This is a genomic window from Prevotella sp. AM42-24 (genome assembly GCF_003461825.1).
Lineage (GTDB): Bacteria > Bacteroidota > Bacteroidia > Bacteroidales > Bacteroidaceae > Prevotella > Prevotella hominis.
Genome location: NZ_QTXV01000032.1, coordinates 1 through 22,125, shown reverse-complemented (window position 1 = coordinate 22,125; position 22,125 = coordinate 1). Strand labels below are relative to the sequence as shown.

The 22,125-nt window shown below is 41.3% G+C and carries 22 protein-coding genes and 1 pseudogene; 10 read left to right on the top strand and 13 right to left on the bottom strand.

Going from position 1 to position 22,125, the window contains the following annotated elements; all coding sequences use genetic code 11:
- The first annotated feature begins 56 nt into the window (after positions 1-56).
- Positions 57-785, top strand: a complete 729-nt coding sequence (gene recO, locus DW917_RS10395) for a DNA repair protein RecO (protein WP_118118480.1) — start codon at positions 57-59, stop codon at positions 783-785.
- A 20-nt stretch (positions 786-805) separates the two neighbouring features.
- Here recO and ftsZ read toward each other — a convergent pair whose 3' ends face one another.
- The 13 genes from ftsZ to mraZ all read right to left on the bottom strand — a co-directional run bounded on the left by ftsZ (position 806) and on the right by mraZ (position 16,642).
- The gene (gene ftsZ, locus DW917_RS10390; protein ID WP_118118478.1) at positions 806-2,137 is read right to left on the bottom strand and encodes a cell division protein FtsZ; all 1,332 of its coding nucleotides are present in this window, start codon (positions 2,135-2,137) and stop codon (positions 806-808) included.
- Between the two features lie 74 nt (positions 2,138-2,211).
- Positions 2,212-3,654 carry a cell division protein FtsA gene (gene ftsA, locus DW917_RS10385; RefSeq protein WP_118118476.1) on the bottom strand — a complete coding sequence of 481 codons (1,443 nt, stop codon included), beginning with the start codon at positions 3,652-3,654 and terminating at the stop codon, positions 2,212-2,214.
- Between the two features lie 49 nt (positions 3,655-3,703).
- Positions 3,704-4,501: a cell division protein FtsQ/DivIB gene (locus DW917_RS10380; protein WP_022110201.1), complete on the bottom strand. Its 798-nt coding sequence runs from the start codon at positions 4,499-4,501 to the stop codon at positions 3,704-3,706.
- Positions 4,501-5,877: a UDP-N-acetylmuramate--L-alanine ligase gene (gene murC, locus DW917_RS10375; protein WP_118118474.1), complete on the bottom strand. Its 1,377-nt coding sequence runs from the start codon at positions 5,875-5,877 to the stop codon at positions 4,501-4,503. Before murC ends, DW917_RS10380 begins: the two co-directional genes overlap by 1 nt.
- Entirely contained in the window at positions 5,877-6,983 is a 1,107-nt protein-coding gene (gene murG / locus DW917_RS10370) for an undecaprenyldiphospho-muramoylpentapeptide beta-N-acetylglucosaminyltransferase (protein WP_118118472.1), read from the bottom strand. The genes murC and murG overlap by 1 nt, the downstream gene beginning before the upstream one ends.
- Before the next feature lie 78 nt (positions 6,984-7,061).
- Positions 7,062-8,330, bottom strand: coding sequence for an FtsW/RodA/SpoVE family cell cycle protein (locus DW917_RS10365; protein WP_118118470.1), 1,269 nt, complete (start codon positions 8,328-8,330; stop codon positions 7,062-7,064).
- A 20-nt stretch (positions 8,331-8,350) separates the two neighbouring features.
- Complete coding sequence (murD, locus tag DW917_RS10360; protein WP_022110205.1) at positions 8,351-9,679, bottom strand: UDP-N-acetylmuramoyl-L-alanine--D-glutamate ligase; 1,329 nt, start codon at positions 9,677-9,679, stop codon at positions 8,351-8,353.
- A gap of 35 nt (positions 9,680-9,714) precedes the next feature.
- Positions 9,715-10,983, bottom strand: a complete 1,269-nt coding sequence (mraY, locus tag DW917_RS10355) for a phospho-N-acetylmuramoyl-pentapeptide-transferase (RefSeq protein ID WP_118118468.1) — start codon at positions 10,981-10,983, stop codon at positions 9,715-9,717.
- A gap of 49 nt (positions 10,984-11,032) precedes the next feature.
- A complete protein-coding gene (locus DW917_RS10350; protein WP_118118466.1) occupies positions 11,033-12,496 on the bottom strand; it encodes a UDP-N-acetylmuramoyl-L-alanyl-D-glutamate--2,6-diaminopimelate ligase in 1,464 nt (487 codons plus the stop codon).
- A 119-nt stretch (positions 12,497-12,615) separates the two neighbouring features.
- Positions 12,616-14,772 (bottom strand): penicillin-binding protein, encoded by a 2,157-nt coding sequence (locus DW917_RS10345; RefSeq protein ID WP_118118464.1) that lies wholly within the window; start codon positions 14,770-14,772, stop codon positions 12,616-12,618.
- Positions 14,769-15,263, bottom strand: a complete 495-nt coding sequence (locus tag DW917_RS10340; RefSeq protein WP_370453529.1) for an FtsL-like putative cell division protein — start codon at positions 15,261-15,263, stop codon at positions 14,769-14,771. Before DW917_RS10340 ends, DW917_RS10345 begins: the two co-directional genes overlap by 4 nt.
- Entirely contained in the window at positions 15,260-16,174 is a 915-nt protein-coding gene (gene rsmH, locus DW917_RS10335) for a 16S rRNA (cytosine(1402)-N(4))-methyltransferase RsmH (RefSeq protein ID WP_118118462.1), read from the bottom strand. Before rsmH ends, DW917_RS10340 begins: the two co-directional genes overlap by 4 nt.
- A gap of 12 nt (positions 16,175-16,186) precedes the next feature.
- Positions 16,187-16,642: a division/cell wall cluster transcriptional repressor MraZ gene (mraZ, locus tag DW917_RS10330; protein ID WP_022110211.1), complete on the bottom strand. Its 456-nt coding sequence runs from the start codon at positions 16,640-16,642 to the stop codon at positions 16,187-16,189.
- A 294-nt stretch (positions 16,643-16,936) separates the two neighbouring features.
- On the opposite strand from mraZ, the gene DW917_RS10325 reads away from it, so the two are divergent.
- The 9 genes and pseudogenes from DW917_RS10325 to DW917_RS10290 all read left to right on the top strand — a co-directional run.
- Positions 16,937-17,764 (top strand): acyltransferase, encoded by an 828-nt coding sequence (locus tag DW917_RS10325; RefSeq protein WP_022110212.1) that lies wholly within the window; start codon positions 16,937-16,939, stop codon positions 17,762-17,764.
- An 18-nt stretch (positions 17,765-17,782) separates the two neighbouring features.
- Positions 17,783-18,778 carry a GNAT family N-acetyltransferase gene (locus tag DW917_RS10320; RefSeq protein WP_118118460.1) on the top strand — a complete coding sequence of 332 codons (996 nt, stop codon included), beginning with the start codon at positions 17,783-17,785 and terminating at the stop codon, positions 18,776-18,778.
- An 83-nt stretch (positions 18,779-18,861) separates the two neighbouring features.
- Positions 18,862-19,419: a hypothetical protein gene (locus DW917_RS10315; protein WP_118118458.1), complete on the top strand. Its 558-nt coding sequence runs from the start codon at positions 18,862-18,864 to the stop codon at positions 19,417-19,419.
- 16 nt (positions 19,420-19,435) lie between these two features.
- On the top strand, positions 19,436-19,879 hold the full coding sequence (locus DW917_RS10310) for a hypothetical protein (RefSeq protein ID WP_118118456.1): 444 nt from the start codon (positions 19,436-19,438) through the stop codon (positions 19,877-19,879).
- A 19-nt stretch (positions 19,880-19,898) separates the two neighbouring features.
- Entirely contained in the window at positions 19,899-20,096 is a 198-nt protein-coding gene (locus tag DW917_RS10305; RefSeq protein WP_118118454.1) for a hypothetical protein, read from the top strand.
- Positions 20,060-20,305 carry a hypothetical protein gene (locus tag DW917_RS17080; RefSeq protein ID WP_147344163.1) on the top strand — a complete coding sequence of 82 codons (246 nt, stop codon included), beginning with the start codon at positions 20,060-20,062 and terminating at the stop codon, positions 20,303-20,305. The genes DW917_RS10305 and DW917_RS17080 overlap by 37 nt, the downstream gene beginning before the upstream one ends.
- Positions 20,306-20,316: 11 nt before the next feature.
- Positions 20,317-20,685: a hypothetical protein gene (locus DW917_RS10300; RefSeq protein WP_118118452.1), complete on the top strand. Its 369-nt coding sequence runs from the start codon at positions 20,317-20,319 to the stop codon at positions 20,683-20,685.
- A gap of 28 nt (positions 20,686-20,713) precedes the next feature.
- Positions 20,714-21,076 (top strand): hypothetical protein, encoded by a 363-nt coding sequence (locus DW917_RS10295; RefSeq protein ID WP_118118450.1) that lies wholly within the window; start codon positions 20,714-20,716, stop codon positions 21,074-21,076.
- 438 nt (positions 21,077-21,514) lie between these two features.
- A pseudogene (locus DW917_RS10290) lies at positions 21,515-21,634 on the top strand (hemolysin); the annotation flags it as partial.
- Between the last annotated feature and the right edge of the window lie 491 nt (positions 21,635-22,125).

The following is a 22,125-nucleotide window of genomic DNA, read 5'->3' as shown; positions in this document are numbered from 1 at the left end:
TCTAAATGCGTGTTTTTTTTGTAATTTTGCCCTCAAAATCATCTAAAAACGTTCGTATGATGGAAAAAACAAGAGCAATTGTCCTACATTCTATTAAATATGGAGAGTCGCAATTTATTGTGGATTTTCTGACGGAATCCAGAGGAAGAGTGTCCTTTTTGGTGAAAATTCCAAAATCTTCAAAGAGTAATTCCAAAAGACAATATTTCCAGCCATTGACTTTGGTGACTTTAGAATTTGATTTCCGGGCTAACCAGAATTTGCAGCGTATTAAAAATATAGGTATTCTCTACCCTTATGAGGATATTCCTTTTTCTCCTATAAAAATATCTGTTTCTCTGTTTTTGGCAGAGTTCCTGCTGTATGCTACCAAATTAGAACAGAAGAATCTTCCTTTGTTTTATTTTGTTTATGATAGTTTGGTTTGGTTTGATGGTGCTCATGAAGGAATTGCTAATTTTCATTTGCTGTTTTTAATGAGATTGAGTTTTTATATGGGAATAGGACCCAATTTGAGTGAAGGACTGGAACAATCTAAGTATTTTGATTTGGATGAGGGGAAGTTCGTACCTTACGTTCCTGCTCATTCTCATTATTTATCAGAAAGTGATTCTTTTCATCTTTTGCAAATGTTCCGATTAGACTATAAAACAATGCACCTCTACAAGATGTCCCGCCAGGAGCGGAATCATTCTGTAGAGGTGATGATAGAATATTATCGTCTTCATATTCCCGGATTTCCGGAACTGAAGTCTTTATCAGTACTTCAGGAATTGTTCTGCTGAATCCTTTGTGAGGATTTTACTTATGCAAAACTGATGACTCCCTGTACAGGCTCACTTCCATCTGCGTTTCTGTTTTCATCATCTTCGATTTTTCCAGAAGCGATGTTTCGGATTTCTTCAAGAGTCTGTCTTGTACGTTTATATGTTGGTGTGTTCTCTACTTGTAGAATCACATCCTCATTGTCCAGATCTTCTGGCTTGAACAGGAAGATATGTGGGTGACGTTTGTACTGAGTCGTTGTACCGTCACTTCCATAATATCTCTTTCTTCTTTCCTCGTTCTCTGCTCTTTTTTCTTCTTGTTCTGCAAGGCGTCGGGATTCTTCTTCTGTATGTTTCTTGAGATGGCGGTTCATACCTTCTACATCTTCCAATCCGAAACCTGTAGCCAAGACGGTTACTTTGACTCTGCTTCCTAATTCAGGGTCAATGGCAAGTCCCCATTTCAATTCAAAGTCATCACCAAATTTTTCCATGAAGTCGTTTACGTCATTCATTTCGTCCATGGTAAGACCCGGATTGTCTTTCTTTTCACTTGCAAAGGCAATGCTAAGAAGGATCTTTTTGGAATTGAAAACATCATTGTCATTGAGCAGAGGTGAGTTCAATGCATCAGCTATCGCTTTCTTGACGCGTCCTTCACCCTCACCATAACCCGTACTCATGATGGCAACGCCTCCGTCTTTGAGGACGGTTTTAACATCATTGAAGTCAAGGTTGATGAGACCGTGTACAGTAATGATTTCTGCGATACTCTTGGCAGCTACACTTAGCGTGTCGTCTGCCTTGCCGAATGCATCCAAAACCGCCAGATCAGGATAAATCTGACGAAGTCTTTCATTGTTGATAACCAACAAGGCATCTACATGTTTAGACATTTCTTCAACGCCGTCGAGTGCTTGGTCGATTTTTCTCGGACCTTCAAATTTGAAAGGAATGGTTACGATGCCGACTGTCAATATGCCCAGTTCTTTGCTGACGCGTGCAATGACAGGAGCAGCTCCAGTACCTGTTCCTCCGCCCATACCTGCAGTAATGAAAGCCATCTTGGTACCATCATTAAGCATATGTTTGATGTCTTCCAATGTCTCTTCGGCAGCTTGTTTTGCCTTTTCAGGTTTGTTGCCGGCTCCAAGTCCTTCTTTTCCTAATTGGAGATGGACTGGTACAGGAGAATCATTAAGTGCCTGATTGTCGGTATTACAAAGTACAAAACTTACATCGTGAATGCCTTCCCGGTACATGTGGTTGACTGCATTGCCGCCGCCACCACCAACACCGATTACTTTGATGATGCTATTTTCCTTTTCCGGTTCACCGAAATCAAGGATATGTGGTTTGCTATCTTGCATAATCTTTATATTCTTTAGAGTTTATCCTAATTATAGTCCATTTTTAGAGAGTTTACCCTACTATTTGAGCATTTTTATTCTTCTTCAGAGATTGTATCCAGGAAGAAATCCTTGAGCTTTCTGAATCCTTTATGGAGGAAACTGTTTTCTTTGCGCTTTTTCTCTTCGCGCTCTTTTTCTTCCTCTTCTGCGATTTTAGCCAGTCTTTCTTCTTCCTCTTTCTTCTTTCTCAACTCCTCTTCACGTTTTTGAGCAGGAGTAGGTACAACTCCTGTTCCTGCAGTTTCATTAGGGTTGCGAGAAACCTTTGGTGTACTGTCTGCGGCAAGAGGTCGTTCTATATTGTTGGTGAACAAATCGTTGCTGATTTCATCCCCACTGCAGTTCATGTCACCCTTGGCAAGAAGTCCCAGAATGGTATTCATGGTACCATCGTGGTTGTTGATCTTTGCATCTTTCGCTTTTACGGTTTGGGTAACAAACTTAGCAAATCTAATCTTAGGAGTATTGGTGTGGTTTCTGAATACCTTCTCTATTTCAGGCATATTGCTTCCGCCACCCGTAATGATAATACCTCCCAAAAGTTTGTCAGCAAATTCTATAGGGACTTGATACCAGGCATTTTCAACGATTTCCTCTACTCTGGCTTCAACAATTTCTATAAACTTTTTGCTCTCTACTACTCTGTCCTTGTCAATAGAATAGTTGAGAGTTGGGTCGATATTCTTGATGTCTGTATATGCCTTAGCATATTTCAATTTCATATTCTCAGCCTCTTGCTCTTCTATCTGAAGACAGGTCAAATCCTTGGTGATATTATTACCGCCAAGTGGAATGACTGACAGATGGCGAAGAATATTTTTGTAATATACAGATACCGTCGTCGTGTCAGCACCCAAATCTATCAACGCACAGCCAGCTCTCTTCTCAGAGTCTGTCAATACGCTGTCTGCCATGGCGAGAGGTGCCAAGTACATTTCTGCTATCGGAATGTTGGCTTTCTCAAAACAAGCGTAAATATTGTTGTAGAAATTCTTTTTCCACAAGATATTGAGGAAAATACCTTCCAGGTGATTGCATTGTATGCCGACAGGGTCTATCTGATATTGGTTATCTATCTTATATTCCTGTGTTGCAGCATCCAAGATCTCCTGATCAGGATATGTCATGTTGCGGTTGATATCCATCAGCTCATTAATCATTTCCTGAGTTATGATGGATGCGGTAGGTAAATCTTTTACAATTATGTTCTTGACGCTCTTGATAGATCTTCCTCCTACGCCGACATAGACCTGAGAAATGTCTTGCTTGAGAATTGTTTTCAATTTATTTATGATGTTAGTCAAGCTCTGGCAAGTCTTGTCTATGTTATAGATGACACCTTTTCTGATGCAAGAAGACGAGTCTTCCTCCACGAGTGCTAGTACAGTGATGCTGCCATCTAAATTCTTCTGGCCTGCTATACCCGTCATCTTGGATGACCCTAGCTCTATTGCTACTATAAATTCCTTTGGCATAGTCTTTATATATTATCTGATTCTTTTTTATTTTTATTAGCTATTTATACTAGCTGTTGCTATTATGCTTTTTGCAAATAATCTGGTTGTCAAATTCCAGATTGATATATGAGTATTTGTTCCAACCAGCTTTGGATAGTCCATATTTGTAGAAATTTTCCAAGCGTGACATCTTTCGGTTTACGAAGTCTTGAATGTCTTTCTCCCGTTTTTCCACAGCGTTTGCTTCTGGAAGATTGCCCAGATAGACGACATGGTTTCCTACTCGAGGAACAAGTTCTATTCCTTTATCTTGTAGAACGTTAATTTGTTCTATTTGATTTCTCCACAACTCGTTAGTCATCAATGCCTTGCTTAATAACGAGACATATTTTTGAGCATACCATTTATTGATGTAGCCCGTGGCGATAATCATATCGCTGGTGTATTTGGTGTTGGGCATAATCTGATAATGGTCATCTACATAATAGTCTTCATTATTGATGCTCTTGATTCTTACGATCGGCATGCGTTGAGTAAGGTTGATATCAACGAGACCGTCTTGAGTCTTGTAGCATTCGGCAGATTTGACGAAAGGACTTTGCATCAGAGTCTCCTCTATATGGCGAGTACTAATCTTGTTCAAAGGTTTCTCTAAAGGATAGATCTTTTTTGCTTTCAGTCTCTTTTTTATTTCTTTTGCATCAAGAAAGCCATTGGTCATCTCATCTTGTATGTTGATGTTTACCTTGGTGCATATTAAGTTTGATTCATCAGGCTTGTTCAGCTTGGTGAATGCAAACACCAGATATATACCTATGGCGAAATCCAGTGTGATGATAATCGTTTTCTTCCAGTTGATGCGCATTATTTCTGCTTAAGAATTTCTGTCATTTGCGGAACGTAGTTGTCCAAGTCGCCAGCTCCCAATACGATAAGAACATCGAAATCTCTATTTTTTACAAGATCCAGTACATCTTCTTTGTGTATCATGCTCTTTTCTACTCCTGGCTTGAGATTGTCGTAGATGAGCTTTGAGGTCACTCCTGGTATCGGAGCCTCTCTTGCTGGATAGATGTCACACAGGATTACTTCATCAAGCATGCTCAGGCTTTCTGCAAAATCCTTGTAGAAATCTCGTGTTCTGGTATAAAGATGAGGCTGGAAGATTGCAGTAATCTTTCGTGTCTTATACAGCTCTCTGATGCTCTTTACACTCTGGTAGATTTCTTTTGGATGATGGGCATAGTCTGATAGGAATACGTGCTTGGCATCTTTGATTTTGAAATCAAAGCGTCTTTCAACACCTTCGTATGTCTTCATTCCTTGTCTGAGTTCTTCTGCCTTGCAACCATTCAATTGTGCCATTGCCATTGCGGCAATACCATTTTCGATGTTGATTGGCACAGGCTGACCGAGTTCTACGTTCTCTACATTTTCGATAGGAGAAATGAAGTCAAATGTGATTTCGCCATTCTCTATCTTGATGTTTTCTGCGTGGAAATCTCCTTCATGAAGACTGTACTCGTAGATTCTAACTCCATCCTGTACGTTCTGTTTCATTTCCAGATTCTTATGGATGATGAGTGCACCTCCTGGTTGGATAAGTTCTGTATAATGACGGAAACTTTCCAGATATGCTTCTTTTGTTCCATAGATGTCCAGATGGTCTGGGTCTGTTGCAGTAATTACGCTCATCCAAGGACGCAACCAATGGAAACTGCGATCGAATTCATCAGCTTCTATGACTACATAGTCGCTCTTGTCGGAAAGTATGTAGTTGGTGCCGTAATTTTTAGAAATACCGCCCAAGAAAGCGTTACAGTCTATATGACTCTGATGCATGATGTGGGCGCACATGGTTGATGTTGAGGTCTTACCATGAGTTCCTGCTACGCACAAACCCTTATGTGTGCGAGTCAAAGTACCTAATACCTGGGCACGTTTTTCGATGGTAAATCCATTCTCATGGAAATACACAAGTTCCTTGTGCTCTGCTGGGATGGCTGGAGTAAAGATGACCAATGTCGTTTTTGGATCCTTGCAAGCCTCTGGTATCAGGTCTGTATTCTCCTCATAATGGATGAGCATGCCTTCTTTTTCCAAATCATGTGTAAGGTGAGAAGGGGTCTTGTCGTAACCAGCAACAACCAACTTTTTGTTGAGGAAATATCTTGCGATAGCGCTCATGCCTATACCGCCAGCTCCTACGAAATATACTGCTTTAATATCTTTCAGTTCCATTACTTTCTTGCTAATTTTACAACTTCGTCGGCAATGACGTCGGCAGAGTTCTTTAAACCTAATTTTTTAATATTCTCACTGAGTGAGTTTAATTTCTGAATATCTGTGACTGTATTGATAGCCTTGTCGATAAGTATGCCAGGTGCTTCGCAGTCTTTTACATAGATGGCTGCATCTTTATTTACCAGTGCCATGGCATTCTTCGTTTGGTGATCTTCTGCTACATTAGGACTTGGAACCAGAATGACAGGTTTGCCTATAAGACAGAATTCGCTGATACTGCTGGCACCGGCTCTACTGATAACTAAGTCTGCAGCTTTGTATGCCGCTCCCATGTCGCTGATAAAATCCATGATTTTGAGATTTGGCAATTCTTTGCCTTTCATCTGTTCAGCGATGGATGCCTTGTAATACTTACCTGTTTGCCAGATAAACTGGATATCACTTTTGGCAATTTTATCCAAGTTTTGCAATACGCTTTCATTGATGGTTCTTGCTCCGAGACTACCACCTACCAGAAGAATGGTTTTCTTTTCAGGTGCAAGTCCGAATTGTTTTCTTGCTTCTTCCACCGTAACAGTAGTCTCCAATACGTTTTGGCGTACAGGGTTTCCTGTCATGATGATCTTGTCAGCAGGGAAGAAACGTTCCATTCCTTCGTATGCCACACAAATTCTGTCAGCTTTCTTTGCGAGTAACTTGTTGGTTACTCCTGCATATGAATTCTGTTCCTGAATTAAACAAGGAATACCCTTGCTTGCACATACGTTAAGAGTAGGGCCGCTGGCATAACCACCAACACCGACTGCAGCCATTGGCTTGAAGTCGTTGATGATTTTCTTTGCCATTCTTTGGCTTTTCCATATTTTGAAGAGCACGGCAATATTCTTGAACAGATGCTTACGATCAAAGCCGCAGATAGGTAATCCCTTAATCTCATACCCGGCAGCAGGAACACGTTGCATTTCCATTCTGCCTAATGCTCCAACAAATAAAATCTTTGCTTCAGGGTATTTGGCCTTGATGGCATTGGCGATGGATACAGCTGGGAAAATATGTCCTCCAGTTCCACCTCCACTTATTATAATTCTCAGTTCATTATTCATAATTTTCTAATTTATTACGCAAAGATAAATAAAAAAATCAACAATTCTACATTTTTCACTATTTTTTATAGTGTTTTTTTATGCAGTAGCCAATTTTGATGTATTTGCTTCTGTATTGCACTCGTCTTTTTTCTTGGCACTTCTACTGATACTCAATATGATTCCAACATATAGACAGTTGATGACGGTGGAAGTTCCACCTCTACTGATGAGTGGAAGCGGCTGACCGGTAACTGGTGCTAAACCTACTGCTACGAGCATATTGAACAATGCCTGAGTGACGAGCAGTATGGCAAGTCCCATGGCGAGAAATGCAGGAAAGTTGTTCTCACATCTGTTGGCTATACTTCCTACTCTATATAATAATATAATGTATAGGAAGACCACAAATACGGCTCCGGTTATTCCCATCTCTTCTATGATGATGGCGTAGATGAAGTCGGAGAAGGCTTGTGACAGGAAGTCTCGTTCAACCGAGTTGCCTGGTCCTTTGCCCACGATGTTGGATGAGGCTATGGCTATGTTTGCATGAGCAACCTGTGCGTCTTTATCCAAGTCAACATCTTCTGGAGCAACATCTTTGTGGTTCAGGAATTTGTCTATTCGCGACTTCCACGTATCTGCTCTATGGAATAGCTTTTCGATGGAGCCAGGTTCTTTTTCCTCTTTCTTGATATTCTCTGTAAGCGTATTGTCACCTGTTGACTGATTCTTGTCTTTTCCTACAAGCATCACCGTTGCAATTACTATCGCTCCAGATGCTATGGCTAATCCCAATAGTTTTCCGAGTTGTGCCTTAGGAATCCTTCCAATGATCATCATGAAAAAGATGGTGAGACATAGCAGCATGGCTGTGGATAAGTTCTCAAGCCCAATCAGTAGGATGAAAATAGACGAAGCAACTATAATATACTTGAGCGCGCGTTTGTCGGCGCCATTCTCTGTCTGCATGGCACTGAGAATCTGGGCCACGGCCAGAATAACTGCTCCCTTAGCGAATTCGGAAGGCTGGAATTGGAAACCAATAAAATTTACCCACCTTGATGCACCATTGGTAGCCTGACCGGCTATCAATACCCAAATCAGCATGATTAAAGAAATGGCAAGCATGAATGGAGTGGCAATCTTGAAGTACTTGCATTTTACTTTGAGCATGCAAATCATGGTGAAGATTCCAAAGATGATGAATCCTATATGTCGGATGACAGGCTTCATGTAATTGCCGCTTTTGTATGTTAGCGAACTTGAGGCAGAATATACCTCAATAATGCTAATCATGCAAAGGAAGAAAAACACCATCCATATTACCTTGTCTCCTTTAAATATGTTGCCTATTTTCTTGTTCATTTGATTATTTCCTATCTTTATTATAATCTGACTAAAGTCTTGAATTGCTCGCCTCGATCTTCCATGTTCTTGAACAGATCAAAACTTGCACAACAAGGACTCAGTAAAACGGTATCGCCAGGCTTAGCAAGTTCTTTGCAGGCCGCTACACAGTCCTTCATGCTATGGGTGTCACGTACAGGAATACCCAGCTCGTCAAAATTATCGTGTAACTTCTGGTTGTCTGCTCCGAGATATACGATGCCGGCACACTTCTGCTTTACCAGGTCTTTTATTTGATTGTAATCGTTACCTTTGTCCTTACCTCCAATGATAAGAATAGTAGGAGTTGTCATACTTTCAAGTGCATACCAGCATGCATCCACGTTTGTCGCCTTAGAATCGTTGACATAATATACACCATCAAACTTTCCTACTTTTTCCAGACGATGCTCCACGCCAGGGAAGTCGCTTAATCCCTTATGGAGGATTTCTTTGCTGATGCCTACAATGTTGCAAGCCAGACCTGCAGCCAGACTGTTGTAGATGTTATGCTTTCCGCTGAGGCTCATGTCTGCCTGTGGCATTTCAAATGCCTGTGGAAAATCGAGTATGTACTTGCCATTCTCTATGTAGCCAACAGTTCCTTCTTCTTTGTTCTCTGCAAATGCACAAAGATGTGACTTGAGGTTGTATTTCTCTAATTCTTTTTTCACGATAGGATCGTCGTTCCAGTAGATGAAACTATCTTCCTCAGTCTGATTCTGTGTGATGCGCATCTTGGCATCAGTATAGTTCTGCATGCAGAAATCGTAGCGGTCCAGGTGGTCTGGAGTAATGTTCAGCAAGATAGCCACGTTAGCTCTGAACTGATACATATTGTCTAATTGGAAACTGCTCAGCTCAATGACATAGTATTGATGAGGAGTTTCTGCAACCTGTAATGCAAGACTTTTGCCGATATTGCCAGCTAAACCTACGTCATAGCCAGCCGATTTGATGATATGATATATCAGAGAAGTAGTTGTGGTCTTACCGTTACTACCTGTGATGCAGATCATCTTAGCATCTGTATATCTGCCAGCAAATTCGATTTCACTGATGATAGGTGTGCCTTTAGCTATCAACTTCTGAATCATAGGTGCTTCCTTAGGAATACCAGGACTCTTGATAACTTCATCGGCATCCAGAATTTTCTCTTCCGTATGATGACCTTCTTCCCATTCGATATTGTGGTCATCCATCAGTTTCTTATAGTTGTCTTTGATTTTTGACATATCAGAGACGAAAACCTCGAAACCTTCCTTCTTTGCCAGCACGGCTGCACCTGCACCGCTTTCGCCGGCTCCTAAAATTACAATTTTTTTCATATTGTTATTTTATATGTCTGACAATTACTGCCAGTTTATCTAATCTTCAGAGTTATGATGGTCAATGCGGCCAGAATAATGGTAACAATCCAGAAGCGGATCGTAATCTTAGACTCATGGAATGCACCCTTTGGCTTCTTGAGAAGATACTTGCATTCTGGGTCCAGTTGGCTTTCCTGCGTACGGAAATTGTCGTGTATAGGAGTGCGCTTGAAGATGCGTTGTTTTACTCCTTTTCGCTTTCCGAGCTTGTAGTAATATACCTGAACGATAACACTCAGACTTTCTACAAAGAAGATACCGCAGAGGATAGGTAACATCAATTCCTTGTGGATGATGATGGCACCTACAGCGATAATTCCACCGATGGTCAGCGAACCGGTATCGCCCATGAATACTTGAGCAGGGTAGGCGTTGTACCATAGGAAACCGATGAGCGCTCCAATGAATGCGCAGAAGAAAACTACCAGTTCCTCTGAACCCGGAATATACATGATGTTGAGGTAGGCGGCAAATTGGATATGTGACGAAACGTATGCCAAAATGCCTAATGCCACACCTATAATTGCTGAATTTCCTGCACACATACCATCCATTCCGTCATTGAGGTTGGCGCCATTTGAAACGGCTGTAACCACGAAAATAGTCATGATGACGAACAGTATCCAACCGGCAGCAGTCTTGTATTTACCACAGAAACTTGTGATGTTGGAATAGTCCAGGTTGTGCCCCTTGATGAAAGGAATGGTAGTCTTCAGAGATTTTGTAGCTTCCGTACGATGCTTGACTACGGTTTCCTGTCCCTGACGCTCAATGGCTAAGTTTTCGTTCATCTTCACATCCGGAGAAGCCCATAGCACAAGTCCAACGATAAGTCCAATACCTACCTGACCTACGATTTTATATCTTCCTTTTAATCCTTCCTTGTCTTTCTTGAAAATCTTGATGAAATCATCCATGCCTCCAAGGAATCCCAACCAGACGGTGGTAATAATCATCAGGATGAGATAGATGTTGCGCAGACGGCCCAACAGAATCACAGGAATCAGAATGGCCATGATGATGATGACACCTCCCATGGAAGGAACACCGATTTTCTTGACTCCGAATGGGTCAATGCTCGCATCACGCTGTGTTTCTGTGATTTGCTTACTCTTGAGGAACTTGATGAACTTTTCGCCAAACCAGGCAGAGATGATCAATGATACAATCAGAGCCAGCAGCGCGCGGAATGAAATGTATCCCCACATGTGAGAGCCAGAGATACCCCATTGCTCCAGAAATCTAAAGAGATAGTATAACATTTTCTTATTTTTCTTTTAAAGTTTCTTCTTTTCTATTTGATTCCTCAGATTATTTTTGGCTGATTCCAAATATATCACGTATTACTTCCTTATCATCGAAATGATGCTTTACGCCCTTAATTTCCTGATAATCTTCGTGACCCTTTCCTGCAACGAGGATTACATCGCCCTTCTTGGCCATCATGCAAGCTGTACGAATCGCTTCCTTGCGATCTGCAATGCTAATGACTTTCTTCATCTGTTGCGCATTCAGACCTGCAAGCATATCGTTGATGATGTCCTGTGGTTCCTCGAAACGTGGATTGTCACTGGTGATGATCACTTTGTCGCTCTGCTTTACTGCCTCCTGTGCCATGAGAGGACGCTTACCCTTGTCTCGGTTACCGCCAGCTCCGCATACGGTGATGACTTCACCTCCCTTGCCGTCCAGTACCTCGTGGATAGCATTGAGCACATTCTCCAATGCGTCTGGAGTATGTGCATAGTCAACGATTGCGGTATAGCCTTCTGGTGATTGGATTGGCTCCAAACGACCGTTGACACTATGCAAAGTGCTCATTACTACGAGTATATCTTCTGGCTGTTTTCCCAGCATAATGGCTGCGCCATATACGGCAAGCAGGTTGCTTACGTTGAATTTGCCAATAAACTGCACCCCAACTTCTCTGCCATCTACCTCAAGATACATACCTCCGAAATGGCATTCCAGAATTCTTGCCTTGAAGTCTGCCATGCTTCTGGTAGAGTAGGTTTTGATAGTTGCCTTGCAGTTCTGTACCATAATCATGCCGTTCTTGTCGTCAGCATTCGTAATGGCGAAAGCTGTCTTTGGAAGACCGTCGAAGAATGCTTTCTTGGCATTGCGGTAGTTCTCGAATGTCTTGTGATAGTCGAGATGGTCACGGGTCAGGTTGGTAAAGATACCGCCTGCGAAATTCAAACCGCCGATACGCTTTTGTGCAATAGCATGAGAAGAACATTCCATGAATGCATATTCGCATCCTGCCTCTACCATTTTCCCAAGAAGTTCATTCAGTTCTATCGGGTCAGGTGTGGTGTGGTCTGCTGGTATTGCCTCGTCTTCAATATAGTTACAAACTGTAGAAAGAAGACCGCATTTATGACCGAACTTTCTGAACATATTATATAATAAGGTGGCGATGGTCGTCTTTCCGTTTGTACCGGTGACACCTACAAGTTTCAATTTTCGGGATGGGTCGCCATAGAAGATGGTAGCAGCTTTTCCGACTGCATCTTCTGTAGAAGCTACTTGAATATAGGTAACCCCTTCAACAGGTTCCTGAGGTAAATCTTCACATAATATGGATTTAGCCCCAAGCTCAATGGCCTTTGGGATAAATTTGTGTCCATCTACTTGTGTTCCCTTCATTGCAACAAAGAGATGACCATCCTTAATCTTTCGAGAGTCGATATTCACTCCTGTGACTTCGATTTCTGCATCTCCGATTATTTGGATCGGTTTGATGTTTTTGAGCAATTCTTGTAACTTCATATATCGTTTCTTTTTTATATGTTACTATTATATATATTAAATAGGTATATCATATACCTTATTATATTGACTTTATCGTTTTGCTGCAAAATGTAGCAGTAAGATGTAATCTGTGCTCATCACTCAAGCGTGATGACACAGAAGGCACCTTGCTTAACCGGTTTGCCTGCCATGAGGGATTGTTTGGTAACTTTTCCTCTTCCGTACAATCTGGTTTTTATGCCTCTGCTTTCCATCATGAATACTGCATCTCGGGCTCCCATACCGATGATGTCTGGAACCGTTCCCTTACCGTATTGCTTTTGCTTTTCAAGTTTCACATAACGGTTGCCAACTTTTTCGGCTTTTCCCCAAATTGGATTTCCTGTCAGGTAACTTCCGCTCCAGTTGGTATTAGTCTTTATACCGAGATGGGTCAGAACGTAGTCAGCAGCCAGTATGTTTCCGTTCTTAACATCTGGTATGATGACTGATGCAGAGTCTTGTGCATCTTTTACATCCAGTTTCAGACTTTGAGCCATGATACCTTCTGAGATTTCATGGAAGACCTTACCACTCATTCCGCCACCTGATGCAGGAAGTCCTGATTTCTGTATGCAGACGATACAACTGTAGCGTGGGTTGTCTGCAGGGAAATAACCGGCAAAACTCAGGAGGTAGTTGACACCACCTGATTTATAACCGCCAGCACCTTTAGACATTTGGGCAGTTCCGGTCTTTCCTGCAACGAGGAAGTTGGGTGAACCTGCTTTCTTTCCCAATCCGATACTGACCACCTGCTCAAGGATGGTCTGTATCTTCTTGATGCTTTGCTCCTTGGCTATACGCTCATGGAGAACTTCCGGTGGAAATTCCATGATTGTTTCTCCATCCTTGACAACCTTCGTTACAAAACGGGGTCTCATCATCTTGCCGTTGTTGGCGATTGCGTTGTAGAACGTGAGCGTAGAGATAGGCGGAACTTGCGTCTCGTAGCCGATACTCATCCATGGCAATGCCGTCTTGCTCCAGTTGTCGTACTGTCCATGACTGTTTTTGTGAGGCATTCGGATTCTTGCCGGTGTTGCACCTACAAGTGGAATTTTTAAATCATCCGCCAGACCTATACGATGTATGCCTTTTACAAACTTTTCTGGGTTGTTGCGATAATGATCATCGATGATTCTGCTCACGCCGATGTTTGAACTGTACCATAATGTCTGGGCAAAAGTAAGTCTTCCATATCCTCCCTTTCGCCAGTTATGGTCTTTCATGTCTCGTCCGTACATCGGCCATACACCTCCGCCGGTCTCAACAGAGTAAGTCGTGTCAACCACACCGTCGTCGAGAGCCACCAGTAACGAGGCGGTCTTGAATACCGAGCCCGGTTCCAGCAAGTCGCTGACAGCATGGTTGTGGATTTCGCGGTATTCGCCATCAAAGCATTTTTCCATGTTTACAATGGCTTTGATATCGCCAGTCTTCACATCCATCACGATGGCTACGCCTACGTTTCCGTTGATTTCCTTCAACTCGTTAATGACCGAACGTTCTGCAAGGTCTTGCATGCCGACATCAATTGTGGTTACGATATCTGCACCATCAATAGGTGGAGTATCGGTAATGTCAAGGAACTTGTTGCGAACTTTTCTTCTGTGCACAATACCATTGGTACCGCGAAGAATGGAGTCGTACGACAATTCTAGTCCGAATCTCGCCGTATCTTTAGCACCGAACATCGCTCCGATAGTTCTGCCAGCCAGCGAACCATACGAACGTTTACGGGCATTGTATTCCTCCCAATGGAATCCACTCTTGTTGGTTCCAAGTCTGAAGAGAGGCAAATCTTTCACTTCCGTGAAGGTATTGTAGTTGATACGCTCGTTGTAGATCACCCAATGCCTCTTCTTCTTGGCTTTTCCTTCTTCCAGGTGAGCCTTAAACTCTGCTGCACTCTTGTCTGGGAATATTTTATGAAGTCCATCGCAGATGGAATCTTCCTTGACGTTCCATAAGGAGTCTCCTTTTGCCTCGCTGAGGGCAACAAAGTCCATGAATACCTTGAACTCAGGCAAGGAACTGGCAAGGAGTTGTCCTGTACAGCTCAGGATATTTCCTCGGTTAGGCTTAACGGTCACCGAGTCTTTCTTCTGTCTGCTGGCTACCTTCATCCAGTAGTCGCGCTTGGCAGTCATGATATATAGTGACTTGCCGACTACTAATACGGCAAAGAAAATCAGGCCAAATGAAATGGCACGATATCTGGGCATCACTTTTTTTGCATCAAACTTGCTCATTGTTCGGGTACATTTATTATATATGGAGGTTGTGTGGCAATGTGCAGAACGCTGTCCTTATTGTTTTTGAGCATTTCTAATACGTTGCTTTCACGACTCTTCTCTGTTATCTGGCTACTGCTGGAAAGTGCTTTGTATTTAGCATCCTGCAGTTCTTTTTGCAATTGGTCTATTTCTATCAAGTCTTTTTGAATACTATATCTGTTGGATATGTAAATGATGACGAAAAAAACGACCAGGATGACTAACCATATCTGCCGGCGTATGATGCGTGCAGTCAGGATGTCACCACCAAGGATTTTACGTAGCGAGAAGTTGGAAGATAGGGGAGCTTCACCCTCTATCGCCTGTTCTGCGATAACTTGTTTCAGTTCAAGCTTATCGTTGTTTTCCCTCGGCTCGCCTTTAGTCTTGTCTTCCTTCAGTTCCTGCTTGGACTTGTCTTCTTCGGCCTCCAGCTTGGACTTGTCTTCTTTATTGTCTTCCATCATTTCTTTTCTGCGATTCTAAGTTTGGCACTTCTGCTTCTTGGGTTTCTTTCCTGCTCTTCAGCGTTAGGGACGATTACCTTATTGTTGATAAGTTTAAACGGAGTCTCTATTCTGCCGAAGAAGTCTTGCGTGATTTTTCCCTCGGAATTGCCTGATTTCATGACGTTCTTGACGATTCTGTCTTCCAGGGAGTGGTAAGTGATGACGGAAAGTCTTCCACCAGGTTTCAATATTTCTGTGGCAGACTTCAGCATTTCCTTGAGTGCATCCATTTCGTGGTTTACTTCGATGCGGAGCGCCTGGAAGAGCTTAGCCATATCTTTCTTCTCCCGTTCTCTCTTGAAAAGAGGCTCTACTGCTTTGATGAAGTCGGTAGTAGTCTCTATCCTTTTTTCTGTTCTGGCTTTGACGAGAGCAGAGGCGATACGTCGGGAATTCTTTAGTTCTCCATAGAGATAGAAAATATCTGCCAGCTTGCTTTCTTCATAGTCATTCACAATGTCTGCAGCAGTTTTCCCAGCTCTTTTGTTCATTCTCATGTCGAGTGGGGAATCGTATCTGAAAGAAAAGCCACGTGTCTCGTCATCAAAATGATGACTGGAAACACCTAAGTCTGCGAGCAGACCATCGATTCCGTCCACACCATAGTATCTCATCCAGTTTTTCAAATATCTGAAGTTGGAACATACAAAGGTGAAGTCTTTATTGGGCACAACATTTCTTTCTGCATCGGCATCTTGGTCGAAACTGTAGAGATGGCCGTTGCCGTTGATTCTGGCAAGGATTTCCTTAGAGTGTCCACCACCTCCAAAGGTAACATCCACGTAGATGCCACCTGGTCGTATATTTAGCCCATCAATACTCTCGTTGAGAAGTACCGGCACATGATATGTTTCTGCTGTCTTTACCATCTCTCTTGTAGCTTAATCTTCGTTATTAAATGACATTACTTCCTGTAATGCCTTACTGAACTCTTCCTGTTCCATGAAGGTTTCTCCTTCTTCCTCGTTTTTCCAGATTTCTATGGTATCTCCCATGCCGACGAAGCGGATGCTCTGTTCTATGTCAGCCTGTTTGAGCAGTCTCTTCGGAATCAAAAAACGTCCGTTGCCATCGAGCGTCAGCAAAATGGCGTCTGCTATGAAAGTTCTGTATATCTGCTGTTCCTTGGCATTCCATCGGTTGAGTTTCTTTCTCAACTGGTCCAGCAGTTCATTCCATACGGATTCAGGATAAACGACCAGGCAGGGCTGAAAGACGTCTTTTCTGAGGACAAGGTTTTCCTCGCCAGAAACTTGAAGAATCTTGCGGAAAGAAGCTGGCAGGAAGGCACGTCCCTTCGCGTCAGTTTTAGCCTCTATGTTGCCTAAAAAACGCATACGTACATCTTATATAAAAGAATTCGGGTTCAAAGGTACACATTTTCCCCCATATTCCCCCACTTTTCCCCACAAATTTTTAAAAACTTAATAAAAAAGTTGATTGTGTGGGGAAACGAGCTTGTTTCGTAAGTGTACTTTGATGCGAGGAAAAATGTATTAAAGTGGGCAAAAATAAAGAGAAAACTGCCTTTTTCCAACTAAATTTATGTGTTTTTTGATTTTTTTTCGCAAAAATGGCACGTATTTAAAAAAGTTGAGTTATTTTTGCAGCTAGTTTAGCTGAATAATGAAATGAGTGAAGCAATAGAAAAGACAATCGACATAGATAGGATACTGAAAGGCAAGATGGGTGCAAAGGCTAAATTCGTGCCTGGATTTGTCGTGTCTTGGCTCAAGAAACTCGTTCACGAAGACGAGGTTAATAAGTTCTTATGGGAAAGTCGCCATCTGTCGGGTACGGAGTGGCTGACTGAGTGTGTGAAATATCTGAAGATGGATATTGAAATTGTAGGAGCAGAAAACTTGCCTGACAAGAATGACGGCAAGCTCTATACTTTTGTTTCTAATCACCCTTTGGGTGGTCAGGATGGAGTGGCTTTGGGTTCCATCATCGGACAGCATTATGATGGTAATTTCCGTTATCTGGTGAATGATCTCCTGCTCAATCTTCCTGGTTTGAAACCTGTGAGCATCGGTATCAACAAAACCGGACGTAACAGTCGTGACTTCCCTCGTATGGTAGAGGCTGGTTTCCAGAGCAAAAATCACATGTTGATGTTCCCTGCAGGACTTAATAGTCGCAAGCGTGATGATGGTACGATTCATGACATCCCTTGGAAAAAGACTTTCATTTCTAAGAGTGTTGAATATCAGAGAGATGTCGTGCCGATTCATTTCGGCGGTCAGAACTCAGAACGTTTCTATCGTATTGCCAGATTTAGTGACAAGCATCTGCCGTTCAATCTCGCCATGATGTTTCTGGTAGATGAGATGTACAAGAATGTGGGCAAGCATTTCAGAATAGCAATAGGAAAGCCGATTCCGTGGCAAACTTTTGATAAAAGTAAAACGGCTACAGAGTGGGCGCAGTATGTAGAAGATAAAGTTTACGAATTATAGGATTTCTATAAAAAGAAAATGGAAGAAGAGATTATACAACCAATAGACAAAGCCTTGCTGAAGAGTGAGTTAACTCCCGACAAGCAACTTCGTATGACTAATAAAAGTCATAACGAAATCTATATTGTAACGGCTAATGATTCTCCTAATGTACTGAAGGAAATCGGCCGCTTGCGTGAGATTGCTTTCCGTACCGCTGGTGGTGGTTCTGGAAAGTCGATGGACTTGGATGAGTTTGATTTCGGAGAGAATTGCTATAAGCAACTCATTGTCTGGAATCCCGAGGCTGATGAGATTATCGGTGGTTATCGCTATTTGTTGGGAAAGGACTGGAAATTGGATGAGAACGGACAGCCTATATTGGCTACAAGTCACATGTTCCACTTTTCTGATAAATTTTTAAAGGAATATATGCCTTATACGGTAGAGTTGGGGCGCTCGTTCGTTTCTCTTGAATATCAGAATGTGCGCAAGAATTCGAAAAGTATCTTTGCTTTAGATAATCTATGGGATGGTTTGGGAGCCTTGACGGTTCTTTATCCTGAACTCAAGTATTTCTTTGGCAAGATGACGATGTATCCTTCCTACATCCGTCGAGGTCGCGACATGATTCTCTACTTCCTCAAGAAGCATTTTGATGATAAGGAAAACCTGGTTATTCCGATGAAACCTCTTCGACTGGAAACTCCAGAGTCTGAGTTGGCTGCTATCTTTACAGAGTCTGATTTCAAGGCAGACTATCGTATTTTGAATAGCGAGGTGCGTAAACTTGGTTTCAACATTCCACCGTTGGTTAATGCCTACATGAATCTGAGTCCTACGATGAAGCTCTTCGGCACGGCCATCAACTATGGTTTTGGTGATGTGGAGGAGACCGGCATCTTGATTGCCGTTGATGAAATCTTGGAAGAAAAGCGTGTGCGACACATCAATACGTTTATCCAAGAACATCCTGAAGCTCTTAAGATTACGAGTGGAGCTAACAATGTTATTTATAAAGAAAAAGACAATTAACCATGATATTTTGTGCTCCCATTTCCTCTTCTTGAATAGGTGAGGAAGTGGGAGCGTTTTTTTTGTTCTTATGTAATCTGAAAATGGAAGATTTAAAAAATATAATTAAAGTTGTTTCTGTTCTTCTGCTTGGAATGGCTTGGTTCTTTTTTGAGTTCCATTTGTCTGATACAGATGCGAATAAAATAAAAGCAAAATATGTAGGAATGTTCCAAGGACAGCGCGTTTTTGAAAGTAGTATGTTGGGCTCAATTGTGAGTGATAATTATTCTGCTTTTACGCTGCCAGATATAGGCATATTTGCAGGTAATGGAGTGTTTTCTAGTAGCAGAATTGATGGGATTGTGATGATGCAGCATGAATTTGGTCATGTCCTTCAAGCTCGAAAAGTGGGGATGCGTTTTTATTACGATGTGATTGCGAAAGAAAGTTCGATGAATTGTGATGGTATTTGGGCGTACAATGGTATTTCACATGATGAGTTTTGGACAGAGACTTGGGCGAATTATCTTTCTAAACAATATTTCAGAGATAGATGGTTTGGAATGGAAATAAAATTTCCTGGTCATTACCACCTCTATTATCCATCAAAAAATGTTAGTGCATCATTTTTGATGAGGAAATTATTGTCATCTTTTTAATTATAGATTTTTTATCATGCAAATAGAAGTAATGAAAAAAGTTTTAGTGTTAATAGGTTTCAACTTATTGTGTTCTTGTAGTGCTTGTGTTATGGATAGGCGTAGTTTCTTTCAAATTAAAAATTGTACCAATGATACATTGATGATAGATTTCTCTGGGGTAGATACATTGAGAGACTGGAAATATTGGAATGAGCAATTGCAGAGCATTGAATTACCTATTGATGCAAAGGCTAAAATGGAGTTTTATAAGGCGACAATTGGTTCAATTGCCTTGCCTGATTCTTGTGTGCTTGCGGATCCGGATATGTTTTGCCTTTATGATACTTGTTACATCTATGTAATCAAGTTGCAGGTTGCTAAGTCTTATCCGATGCAGAAAATTCGTGCAGAGAAACGTTATGACAAAAGGACTGTGACACAAAGTGATTTTTGTGATCGCGTATTTGATTTTAGATAGCATTGTTAAAAATGAATGTATGAAGAAGTTTACATTGCTCTTTGCCTTGCTGATGGCAATGGGTGTAAGTGCTAAGGCACAACAATTCAGCAAGTGGCCTGTTACACCTAGGGTGGGCGTGAACATCTCGAATGTCGTGAGAGGTAAAGCCCCTGGGGATCCGGTGCTCAGTCTCTCCATTTGGGAGCAGAAGGAGTCCTGGCAGCTGCTACAATAGGTAGTGTGCCTTTGTCTTTGTCGGCTTTGGAAGGACAAGGGTATAATGCTGGCGTGACTTTGGGAGTGGGTTCTTTGGATTATGGTGTTGGTGTTGATTGGCTTGGTCTTCCAACAAGTGCCCAATACGAATCATATGGTATAGGTATTGGACCTGGTGTCGGTGTCCATGGTAACTTCTCAACAACACAATATCTTGTACATTATTAATAACATTGGCTATGGAAGATTTAAAAAATATAATTAAAATTGTAGGTTGTTTAGTTGGCGGATTGTTGTTCTTCTATTTTTATTTCTTTATTTTGCCTTCTAGGAATGAAGATATTGACAAAGATGTGTTAGATAACTGTTTACCTTTGCAGTATGACTTTAAAGTAATGTCGTTTTATAGTGACCGATATTATAATTTTGAGGGTAGAACAAAAGAAGGGCGTGTTGTCAGGTACAAATTACCTCGTAATTGGAGTCTTGAAAACGTATGTACAGAAGGTGATAGTATTCATAAACTGGCAGGTGAAAAAGAACTTTATTTGATAAAAACAGACACCGTTATTAAATTGGCATTAAAAGTACATGGTGAAGGAATATAATTGTTAAGGTTTTAGATTGGAGTAATTTATGAAACAGCTAAGAAAAAAAATATCAATAATATTGAATGGATTGAACATCGTTGTCGGCTGTGTATTGCTTGGTTATGTGATGTTCCGTTTTTCACACAAACAATATGTTATGGATGATGATGTAAAGGAATATTGTGTGTCAATGCATTATGATTTTAAAATTTTGGATGCTAATGAAAATTCATTTTACAATTTTTATGGCGTGACACGAGAAGGAAAACGAGTAACCTTTAAGATTCCAAAAGTTTGGAATCTTAAAGGTGTTTATTCCGTAGGTGATAGTATTTGTAAAATCTCAGGAGATAGTGTCCTTCGTGTTGTAAAATCAAATGGTGTCGTGTCGTTAAATCTAAATGAATAAGCTACCCTCCATGCTTTTGGCTTTGGGTATGGACTTCATGGTAGCGTTGTAGAAAATCCTTATATATTTAATTTTTAAATTATGGATGATTTTAAAAATATATTTAAAGTTGTTTCAGTTTTTCTGCTTGGAATGGCTTGGTTCTTTTTTGAGTTCCATTTGTCTGATACAGATGCGAATAAAAAAAAGCAACTTATAGAGACAGAACTTCCCAAGGAGTGTGATTTTCGTATAGAAACGTGTGAAGAATACCGTGGCTTTAATTTTATGGGAAAGAATAAATTTAATGAAACGAATTTCTGTAAGTTTTCTTCTTCTTGGGATTTAGATCAAAAGTATCATATTGGTGATAGAATTGTGAAGAAAAAAGGTTCTTTAGAAATCTTGCTGATTCGTCAGGATATTGATACTATTAAGGCTCATTTGTATTTCAAAGGAGATGAAATCTTGGAAGAAAAGCGTGTGCGCCACATCAATACGTTTATCCAAGAACATCCTGAAGCTCTTAAGATTACGAGTGGAGCTAACAATGTTATTTATAAAGAAAAAGACAATTAACCATGATATTTTGTGCTCCCATTTCCTCTTCTTGAATAGGTGAGGAAGTGGGAGCGTTTTTTGTCTCTGTACCCACTTTTATTTTTCCCTGCCCACGGAAAAATTCTTGCGTGGGCAGGGAGAAAAATATACCAGGGCAGAGAAGGGATTGATAACTACCATCTTACAGAAATCTATATAGCTTATTCCCTAAGTACAAATGACTTGTTTACAACTCGTATCTCTGATAGATAGAAATCTGTGTTTCGGGTTTACGGGTGGTGTCTGACTTGTGCACCCTTGTGCTTTTTGGGGGCACAATTGTGCTCTTACCCGGGCACAAAGGTGCCCTTGCCTTGGCGCAATAGTGCCCTGACTAAGGCGCTTTGCCTACTTAGCGAACAAGGACAACTGCTTGGCATTCTGTTCTCTTGTTTCCTTATTATAGGAAATGTTTGTAGCGGTATTTATATAACCTCAAATCCGCAACCGCCCTCATAAGATGACACAGA

What these genes read in the sequence shown, in the direction of transcription:
- recO (WP_118118480.1), top strand. Translation starts at nt 57, where the DNA reads ATGATGGAAAAAACAAGAGCAATTGTCCTACATTCTATTAAATATGGA.
- DW917_RS10325 (WP_022110212.1), top strand. Translation starts at nt 16,937, where the DNA reads ATGAGTGAAGCAATAGAAAAGACAATCGACATAGATAGGATACTGAAA.
- DW917_RS10345 (WP_118118464.1), bottom strand. Translation starts at nt 14,772, where the DNA reads ATGAGCAAGTTTGATGCAAAAAAAGTGATGCCCAGATATCGTGCCATT.
- DW917_RS10365 (WP_118118470.1), bottom strand. Translation starts at nt 8,330, where the DNA reads ATGAACAAGAAAATAGGCAACATATTTAAAGGAGACAAGGTAATATGG.
- DW917_RS10350 (WP_118118466.1), bottom strand. Translation starts at nt 12,496, where the DNA reads ATGAAGTTACAAGAATTGCTCAAAAACATCAAACCGATCCAAATAATC.
- rsmH (WP_118118462.1), bottom strand. Translation starts at nt 16,174, where the DNA reads ATGGTAAAGACAGCAGAAACATATCATGTGCCGGTACTTCTCAACGAG.
- DW917_RS10300 (WP_118118452.1), top strand. Translation starts at nt 20,317, where the DNA reads ATGGAAGATTTAAAAAATATAATTAAAATTGTAGGTTGTTTAGTTGGC.
- DW917_RS10340 (WP_370453529.1), bottom strand. Translation starts at nt 15,263, where the DNA reads ATGATGGAAGACAATAAAGAAGACAAGTCCAAGCTGGAGGCCGAAGAA.
- murG (WP_118118472.1), bottom strand. Translation starts at nt 6,983, where the DNA reads ATGAATAATGAACTGAGAATTATAATAAGTGGAGGTGGAACTGGAGGA.
- DW917_RS10295 (WP_118118450.1), top strand. Translation starts at nt 20,714, where the DNA reads ATGAAACAGCTAAGAAAAAAAATATCAATAATATTGAATGGATTGAAC.
- ftsZ (WP_118118478.1), bottom strand. Translation starts at nt 2,137, where the DNA reads ATGCAAGATAGCAAACCACATATCCTTGATTTCGGTGAACCGGAAAAG.
- DW917_RS10320 (WP_118118460.1), top strand. Translation starts at nt 17,783, where the DNA reads ATGGAAGAAGAGATTATACAACCAATAGACAAAGCCTTGCTGAAGAGT.
- DW917_RS10380 (WP_022110201.1), bottom strand. Translation starts at nt 4,501, where the DNA reads ATGCGCATCAACTGGAAGAAAACGATTATCATCACACTGGATTTCGCC.
- murC (WP_118118474.1), bottom strand. Translation starts at nt 5,877, where the DNA reads ATGGAACTGAAAGATATTAAAGCAGTATATTTCGTAGGAGCTGGCGGT.
- murD (WP_022110205.1), bottom strand. Translation starts at nt 9,679, where the DNA reads ATGAAAAAAATTGTAATTTTAGGAGCCGGCGAAAGCGGTGCAGGTGCA.
- ftsA (WP_118118476.1), bottom strand. Translation starts at nt 3,654, where the DNA reads ATGCCAAAGGAATTTATAGTAGCAATAGAGCTAGGGTCATCCAAGATG.
- DW917_RS10315 (WP_118118458.1), top strand. Translation starts at nt 18,862, where the DNA reads ATGGAAGATTTAAAAAATATAATTAAAGTTGTTTCTGTTCTTCTGCTT.
- mraZ (WP_022110211.1), bottom strand. Translation starts at nt 16,642, where the DNA reads ATGCGTTTTTTAGGCAACATAGAGGCTAAAACTGACGCGAAGGGACGT.
- mraY (WP_118118468.1), bottom strand. Translation starts at nt 10,983, where the DNA reads ATGTTATACTATCTCTTTAGATTTCTGGAGCAATGGGGTATCTCTGGC.
- DW917_RS10310 (WP_118118456.1), top strand. Translation starts at nt 19,436, where the DNA reads ATGCAAATAGAAGTAATGAAAAAAGTTTTAGTGTTAATAGGTTTCAAC.
- DW917_RS10305 (WP_118118454.1), top strand. Translation starts at nt 19,899, where the DNA reads ATGAAGAAGTTTACATTGCTCTTTGCCTTGCTGATGGCAATGGGTGTA.